The following is a 7191-nucleotide window of genomic DNA, read 5'->3' on the forward strand; positions in this document are numbered from 1 at the left end:
GGCCCGGCCGCCCGGTGCCCGGCCGCCCGCCGGGCGGTCCGTGCCGCGTTCCGTCCCGGGGCGGGCGGCGCCAGGAGGGCGGCCGCACGCGGGCCGAGCCGCACTGTCCGCTGCCGCTGCCGCTGCCGCTGCCGCTGCCGCTGCCGCTGCCGCTGCCGCCGGCGTCCGGTGTCCACGGGCAGTCGTGCCGCTGGGGCCGCCGGACTCCCTCCCCGGGCTCCGGACGATCCCCCTCGCCCCTGGGCGGTCCGGGTGTCCGCGGGACGGTGGCCGGGACCGCGCCCCGGCCGGGGCGGACGTACGGGAACGGGGCGTCCCCCGGTGGCCCGCGGGAGCGGTGCGGGCCGGGCGGGGCGTCAGGTGGTGCGGGCGTGCACCGTGGCCGCGAGGCGGTCCGGGGACGTCGTGGGCGCGTCGCAGGTGAAGCCGCGGCAGACGTACGCCGCGGGGGCCCCGCCGACGAGCGGGCGGCCGGCGAGGAGCGGGAACTCGTCGCTGCCCTCGGGACCGACGGCGACGACCGCCCCCGGCGCCGAGCCGAGCAGCGCGGTCCGGTGCAGGACGCGCGTCGCGCCGGAGTCGCGGGGGCCCACCACCGCGACCTCGCGCGGCCCGTCGATGCGGGCCTCGGCGACCGCGAGCCCCCACCCGATGAACCGCGGGACGCGGTGCGCCAGCAGCTTCACGACCCCCAGCGCCCGCTCCGCCGCCGTGCGGTGCTCCTCGGACCCCGTGTGCGCCGCGTACGACAGCAGCGCCCCCGCCGCCGCCGTCCACCCCGACGGCGCCGCGTTGTCCGTGGGGTCCTGGGGCCGCCGGAACAACTGCTCCGCGTCCGTCGCCGTGTCGTACAGCGCGCCGCTCTTCGGGTCGGTGAACCGCTCCCGGACGTGCCCGAGGAGCAGTCCGGCGAAGTCCAGCCAGACGCCCTCCCCGGTGACCCCGGCCAGCGCGATCAGGCCCTCGGCGACGTCGCCGTAGTCCTCCAGCACGCCCGCGTTGGCGCCGGCCCGGCCGTCCCGGCTGGTCCGGGTCAGCCCGGCGTGCTCGTCCATGTGGACCCGCACCAGCAGGTCCGCCGCGGCCACCGCGGCCTCCACCAGGTCCGGCCGGTCGAAGTACGCGCCGGTCTCGGCGAGCGCGGCGATCGCCAGGCCGTTCCACGCCGCGACCACCTTGTCGTCCCGCCCCGGGGCGGGACGCGCCGCACGGGCCTCGAACAGCCGCCGCCGGATCCCCTCGATCCGCTCCGCGTCGAAGACGCCGCCCGCGTCGTCGGCGCGCTGCGGGAGCTGCAGCACCGAGGCGCCCTCCTCGAAGGTGCCCTCCGCGGTCACCCCGAAGTAGCGGGCGGCCAGTTCGCCGTCCTCCTCGCCGAGCACCTCGGTCAGCTGCCGTGGCGTCCACACGTAGTACGCGCCCTCGACGTGCCGGCCGCTGCCGTCGTCGCTGTCGGCGTCCAGCGCGGAGGCGAACCCGCCCTCGGGGGTGCGCAGTTCGCGCACCATGAAGTCGGCGGTCTCCAGCGAGACCCGCCGCGCCAGGTCCGAGCCGGTGGACCGCCACAGGTGGGCGTAGACGCGGCAGAGCAGCGCGTTGTCGTACAGCATCTTCTCGAAGTGCGGCACCACCCAGTCCCGGTCGACCGAGTACCGGGCGAAGCCGCCGCCGAGCTGGTCGTACAGACCGCCCCGCGCCATCCGCTCGCACGTGTCGGCGGCCATCTGCAGCGCGCCCTCCGAGCCGGTGCGGGCGTGATGGCGGAGCAGGAACTCCAGCACCATGGACGGCGGGAACTTCGGGGCGCCGCCGAAGCCGCCGCGCGCCGGGTCGTACTCGCGGGTCAGGCCCAGCAGCGCCCTCGCCATCTCCGCCTCGCCCGGCGCCACGTCGCCCGCGTCGGCGTACGGCAGTTCCCGCTCGGTCAGGTCCCGCACGATCTTCCCGGCGACCTCGGTGACCTCCTCGCGCCGCTCCGCCCAGGCGGCGTGCACGCCCTGGAGCACCTGGAGGAACCCTGGCATGCCGTGGCGGGGGGCGGGTGGGAAGTACGTGCCGAAGTAGAAGGGCTCGCGGTCCGGCGTGAGGAACACGGTCATCGGCCAGCCGCCCTGCCCGGTCGCCGCCTGCACCGCCTCCATGTACACGGCGTCGACGTCCGGCCTCTCCTCGCGGTCGACCTTGACGGAGACGAAGTGTTCGTTGAGGTAGGCGGCGGTCGCGGCGTCCTCGAAGGACTCGTGCGCCATCACGTGGCACCAGTGGCAACTGGAATACCCGACGCTCAGCAGCACCGGCACATCACGCCGCCGCGCCTCGTCGAAGGCGGCGGGCTGCCACTCCCACCAGTCGACGGGGTTGTCGGCATGCTGCAGAAGATACGGGGACGTGGCCTGCGCAAGTCGGTTTGCCATGCCTACATCCTTGCGTAACTCGGGGGGTGACGGGCGGTACAAGGCTCGAGCGGGAGTCGGATCCTGGATCACGCTCGTTACGAAAACGACTTGCGGGTGATCTGTTGACATTGCTTTCATGTGACGCACGTGTGCGGCACCGGGTGGTGCCGCACTCCGACACCACCCGTGGGGGGCGCAGGTGCGCAGGTACGGAGCACGAAGAGGCGGCAGGGTGACGACGGCCGTGCTGGCCGTCGCGATGACGGGGGCGGGCCTCACGGCCACGGCGGGACCGGCGGCGGCCGCGGAGCCGCCGCCGGGCACGGTGGTGAAACTGCCGGTCACGTCCTTCTCGCAGTTCGCCGTGGACCCGGCCAACCAGCGGGTCTGGATCGCCGGCGAGAACACCGGTGACGCCGGAAGCGGTCCGGGAACGGTCCTCGGCTACGGCTTCGACGGCGTCCTGCGGGCGCAGCGGCAGACGGAGGGCCGTGTCTCGGGCGTCGCGGTGGAGCCGGACGGGTCCCGGATCCACGTGGGGCGGCACGGCGGCGTCCAGAGCTACGACGCGGACCTCTCGCCGCTCGGCGTGACCCCGGCGCCGGCGGACGACTGCGGCCGCGAACTGGTGCACTCCGGCGGCCTGTTGTTCCTCACCGCCCGGGAAGGCGGATCGCCGCAGGAGTGCGCGGAGGCGCTGGGCACCATCAACGCCACCGAGGCGGACGGTACGACCCCGCGGATCGTCATGTACACCGGCTCGGTCAACCACCTGGAGGCCGGGCCCGGGGGCATGCTGCTGACGGCCCCGGAGCGCCGGTCTCCGGCCGACGACCCCGACCTCGGCCTCTACCGGGTCGTCCAGGGGGACACCGAGAACGGCGTGCTGGAGTTCCTGGGCGAGACCTTCCTCGGCGGGGACGGCGCCGGGCAGGGCGGCATGGACTTCCGCGACGCCGCCTTCTCGCCCGACGGCTCCACCCTGGCGCTCGCCGACGGCGACCGCGGCACCGTGCTGCTCGGCACGCCCGGCCTCACGAGGCGGGAGAACCCCTACACGCCGCTGCCCGAGGGAGCCGAGCCCACCGCCGTGGCCTTCAGCGGCGACGGCAAGTGGCTCGCGCGCGGCGCGGCGGCCTCCGGCGCCACCTCCGACCTGACCCTGGAGTCCGCCGACCCGGCGGACACCCGGCCGCCGGTCGAGGTGGCCTTCGAGGGCGCCGGCACGGGTGACCGGGTCGTGCCGCGCGGCGTCGAGTTCTCGCCGGACGGCCGTTCGCTGTTCGTCGTGACCACCGACGCGGAGGGCGCCGGGTACTGGCTGCACGTGATCCGCACCCCCGACGGCCTGTCCGCGTCCCGGTTCGCCGACGGCACGGCCCACGAGCCCGACCCCGCGGTCGCCGGCGAGCCGCTGACGCTGCGCGGCCGGCTGGAGCTGGACGGACCCGCCCCGGCCACCGCGCCCCGCGTCGAGGTGGCGCGGGAGGACGCGGACGGCGTCCATCCCCTGGAGCCGGTCACGGTCGGCGAGGACGGGACGTTCACCGTGCGCGACGTGCCGGGCCTGGTGGGCGAGGCCACCTACCGCTTCGGTTACGCGGGCGACGCCCTGCACCGCCCGGCCGAGGACGCGCTGCTCACCGTGCCGGTGGTCAAGGCGTCCGCGGCGCTGGCGCTCACCGCGCCCGGGGAGGCGACCCGGCGGGGCGGCGTGGAGATCACCGGCACGCTCACCGTCCGGGGCGGGCCGCTCGCCTCGCCCGCCGTGCTGACCGTCACCGCCGCGGACCGGGAGGGCGCCGTGCGGCTCGCCCCCGTGACGGTCGCCGCCGACGGGACCTTCACCGTCGCGCACACGCCGCGCGTCCGGGGGAACGTCACGTACACCGTCGGCTGGCCGGGCGACGACCTGCACGAGGGGGCCGAGGCGTCGGCCACGGTGTACGTCCGGCGCTGAGCCGGACGGGCGCCGCGGCGCACCGGAGCCCGGCGACGCACCGCGCGCCGCCGGGCTCCGGCGTGTCGCTGGCACGTGGCGCCCGGTCCGCGCCGCTTCGTGGCAAGGCGCGGACCGGGGCCGTTCGGGGGAGCCCTAGCAGGGGACCGGCGGACGCGCGGCGGCCTCGGCGTGGGCCTCCATGCGCTGGGCGGCGAGGATGGCCGCCCGGGTGTCGGCCCGCGACGCCGCGACCACCAGCGCGCGGCCCGCGAGGTCGTACGCGCGGCGGTGCAGCGCGGTGACCCGGGCCGCGGAGCCGCCGTCCGCGAGCGGGCCGGGGGTGGCCGCGCGGGCCGGGGCCGCGCCGCCGCGGAGCCGGGCGACCTGCTGGGCGAGCTGCTCGGCGGCCTCGTCGAGATCGGCGCAGGGCGCCTGGGAACGGAGTTCGTCGGTCGCCGTGAGCAGCGCGGCCAGGTGGCCGGCCAGCTGGAACTCGAGCTCCGCCTCACGGGGCCGGCGGGGCACGTCCGAGCCGGTGCCGGCCATGGTGTGGACCGACTTGCCGCGGATCGGTTCGTACATGGGATGGCCTCCTGTGCTCTGGCAGGAAGCCATCTTACATTGGAACGAGTCTAAAGTTGTGCGACGTCGCGAGTGCGTGGCGCCGCCGGCCGGCGGGCCGGCGGCTTGCGGTCACGGCTTCCCGGCGGCCGTTCTCAGACCTGGCGGTAGCTCTCCAGGAACCGTCCGATGCGTCCGACGGCGTCCCGCAGGTCGGCGACCGAGGGCAGCGTGACGATCCGGAAGTGGTCGGTGTCCGGCCAGTTGAAGCCCGTGCCCTGGACGACCATGATCTTCTCGCGGCGCAGCAGGTCCAGGACCATCCGCCGGTCGTCCTTGATCGGGTAGACCTTGGGGTCCAGCCGCGGGAAGAGGTACAGCGCGCCCTTCGGCTTGACGCAGGTCACGCCGGGGATCCGGGTCAGCATCTCGTGCGCCACGTCGCGCTGCTCGCGCAGCCGGCCGCCCGGCAGCACCAGGTCCTGGATGGACTGCCGGCCGCTGAGCGCGGCGACCACGCCGTGCTGGCCCGGCATGTTGGCGCACAGCCGCATGTTGGCCAGGATGTTGAGGCCCTCGATGTAGGAGTCGGCGTGCGCCTTGGGGCCGGAGATCGACATCCAGCCCACCCGGTAGCCCGCCACCCGGTACGCCTTGGACATGCCGTTGAAGGTGAGGGTCAGCAGGTCGGGGGCGATCGCCGCGGTGGGGGTGTGGGTGGCGTCCTCGTAGAGGATCTTGTCGTAGATCTCGTCCGAGCAGACCAGCAGGTTGTGGCGGCGGGCGATGTCGGTGAGCCCGCGCAGCAGGTCGTCGTCGTAGACGGCGCCGGTCGGGTTGTTCGGGTTGATGATCACGATCGCCTTGGTGCGGTCGGTGATCTTCGACTCGATGTCGGCGAGGTCCGGCATCCAGTCCGCCTGCTCGTCGCACACGTAGTGGACCGGGGTTCCGCCGGAGAGCGCCACGGCCGCCGTCCACAGCGGGTAGTCCGGGGCGGGGACCAGGACCTCGTCGCCGTTGTCCAGCAGGCCCTGCATGGCCATCACGATCAGCTCGGAGACCCCGTTGCCGATGAAGACGTGCTCGACGTCGGTCTCCACGCCCAGGGTCTGGTTGTGCATCACCACCGCGCGACGGGCGGCCAGCAGGCCCTTCGCGTCGCCGTAGCCGTGCGCCGTGCCGACGTTGCGCAGTATGTCCTCGAGGATCTCCGGCGGGCACTCGAACCCGAACGCGGCCGGGTTGCCGGTGTTGAGCTTGAGGATGCGGTGACCGGCGGCCTCCAGCCGGGTCGCCTCCTCGAGCACCGGGCCCCGGATCTCGTAACAGACGTTGGCGAGCTTCGACGACTGGATCACCTGCATGACGTGAGCTTACGGCGAGACGCCCCGGGCCGCCTCGTGTTCTCCGACACGTCGGCCGCCGCCGGGCGGAGGGCCGGAGGCCGGTGTTCCGGGCCGGAGCGCGCGGGACGGGGGCCGTTCGGCGGACGGGTGCGAAGACCCGTACGGGACTCCGGGTGTGGCCTGCGCCACGCCGGTCCTTACACTTCGCACCCATGTCCATCACCCCCGCACACGGGCCGGGCGCGCAGGGCGCGCCGGAGCCGCCGGCGCACCCTCCGACAGGGGCGCCCACCCCCTCCGCCGAGTGGCCCGGCGCGGGGGGAACGGAGGCCACCCGCGAACTGCCGGTGGTGCCGGCGGGGCCGGGCGGCTCCGTGGACCTCGCCCCGGCGGGGGAGCCCGGCAAGGGCGCGGCGACGTACGCCGGCGCCCTCCCGGAGGAGGCCGCGGCCACGCGGGAACCGCCGGTGACGGCGGACGGCGGCCCCGACGGGGCGGTGCCCGGCGGGCCCGGGACGCCGTACGCCGACGGGCCGCGGTACGCGGAGGGCGCGCCGTACACGGACCGGCCGCCTCACGCCGAGAGGCCTCACGCAGAGGGGCCCTACGGCGAAGGGCCGTACATCGAGGGGCCGTACATCGAGGGGCCGTACATCGAGGGGCCGTACATCGAGGGGCCCTACAACGAGGGCCCGTACGCCGAGGGGACCGCCCGCGGGGAAGCGGCGGCGGATGCCGGGCCCGGTCCGTACGGCGCCCCGTCCTTCCCCGGCGGCTCCTCCCACCTTCCCCCCCAGGGGGCTTCCGCCTCGTGGGCGGACCCGGCCCCCTACGGCGGCGCGGCTCCGGACCACGGCGCGGTGCCTCCCGGCCACGCCCTCCCGGCCCCGGACGGCGCCGCTCCGGCCGGCCGGGCGGCGGCGCGGGAGGCCGCGCGGGCCTC

Annotated in this window: 4 protein-coding genes and 1 pseudogene; 2 read left to right on the forward strand and 3 right to left on the reverse strand. The window is 75.6% G+C overall.

Features of this window, described 5'->3' with window-relative positions:
• Window positions 1-356: 356 nt before the first annotated feature.
• A complete protein-coding gene (locus A2U95_RS07410) occupies window positions 357-2414 on the reverse strand; it encodes a thioredoxin domain-containing protein (RefSeq protein WP_166021408.1) in 2058 nt (685 codons plus the stop codon).
• A 214-nt stretch (window positions 2415-2628) separates the two neighbouring features.
• Between A2U95_RS07410 and A2U95_RS07415 the strand changes: the two genes are divergently transcribed.
• Window positions 2629-4356 carry a WD40 repeat domain-containing protein gene (locus tag A2U95_RS07415; protein ID WP_206282833.1) on the forward strand — a complete coding sequence of 576 codons (1728 nt, stop codon included), beginning with the start codon at window positions 2629-2631 and terminating at the stop codon, window positions 4354-4356.
• Between the two features lie 135 nt (window positions 4357-4491).
• Here the strand turns inward: A2U95_RS07415 and A2U95_RS07420 are convergent, their stop codons facing one another.
• Together A2U95_RS07420 and A2U95_RS07425 are read right to left on the reverse strand one after the other, a co-directional pair.
• Window positions 4492-4920 (reverse strand): SCO4983 family protein, encoded by a 429-nt coding sequence (locus A2U95_RS07420; protein ID WP_166021409.1) that lies wholly within the window; start codon window positions 4918-4920, stop codon window positions 4492-4494.
• 134 nt (window positions 4921-5054) lie between these two features.
• Window positions 5055-6266, reverse strand: a complete 1212-nt coding sequence (locus tag A2U95_RS07425; protein ID WP_166021410.1) for a pyridoxal phosphate-dependent aminotransferase — start codon at window positions 6264-6266, stop codon at window positions 5055-5057.
• Between the two features lie 194 nt (window positions 6267-6460).
• Between A2U95_RS07425 and A2U95_RS07430 the strand changes: the two are divergent.
• Window positions 6461-7191 (forward strand): annotated as a pseudogene (locus tag A2U95_RS07430) (hypothetical protein); the annotation flags it as partial.

Source organism: Streptomyces chilikensis (assembly GCF_001642695.1).
Taxonomy (GTDB): Bacteria; Actinomycetota; Actinomycetes; order Streptomycetales; family Streptomycetaceae; genus Streptomyces; species Streptomyces chilikensis.

Bases quoted from the DNA above. Each gene is read 5' to 3' on its own strand.
- A2U95_RS07410 (WP_166021408.1), bottom strand. From the start codon at position 2,414: ATGGCAAACCGACTTGCGCAGGCCACGTCCCCGTATCTTCTGCAGCAT.
- A2U95_RS07420 (WP_166021409.1), bottom strand. From the start codon at position 4,920: ATGTACGAACCGATCCGCGGCAAGTCGGTCCACACCATGGCCGGCACC.
- A2U95_RS07425 (WP_166021410.1), bottom strand. From the start codon at position 6,266: ATGCAGGTGATCCAGTCGTCGAAGCTCGCCAACGTCTGTTACGAGATC.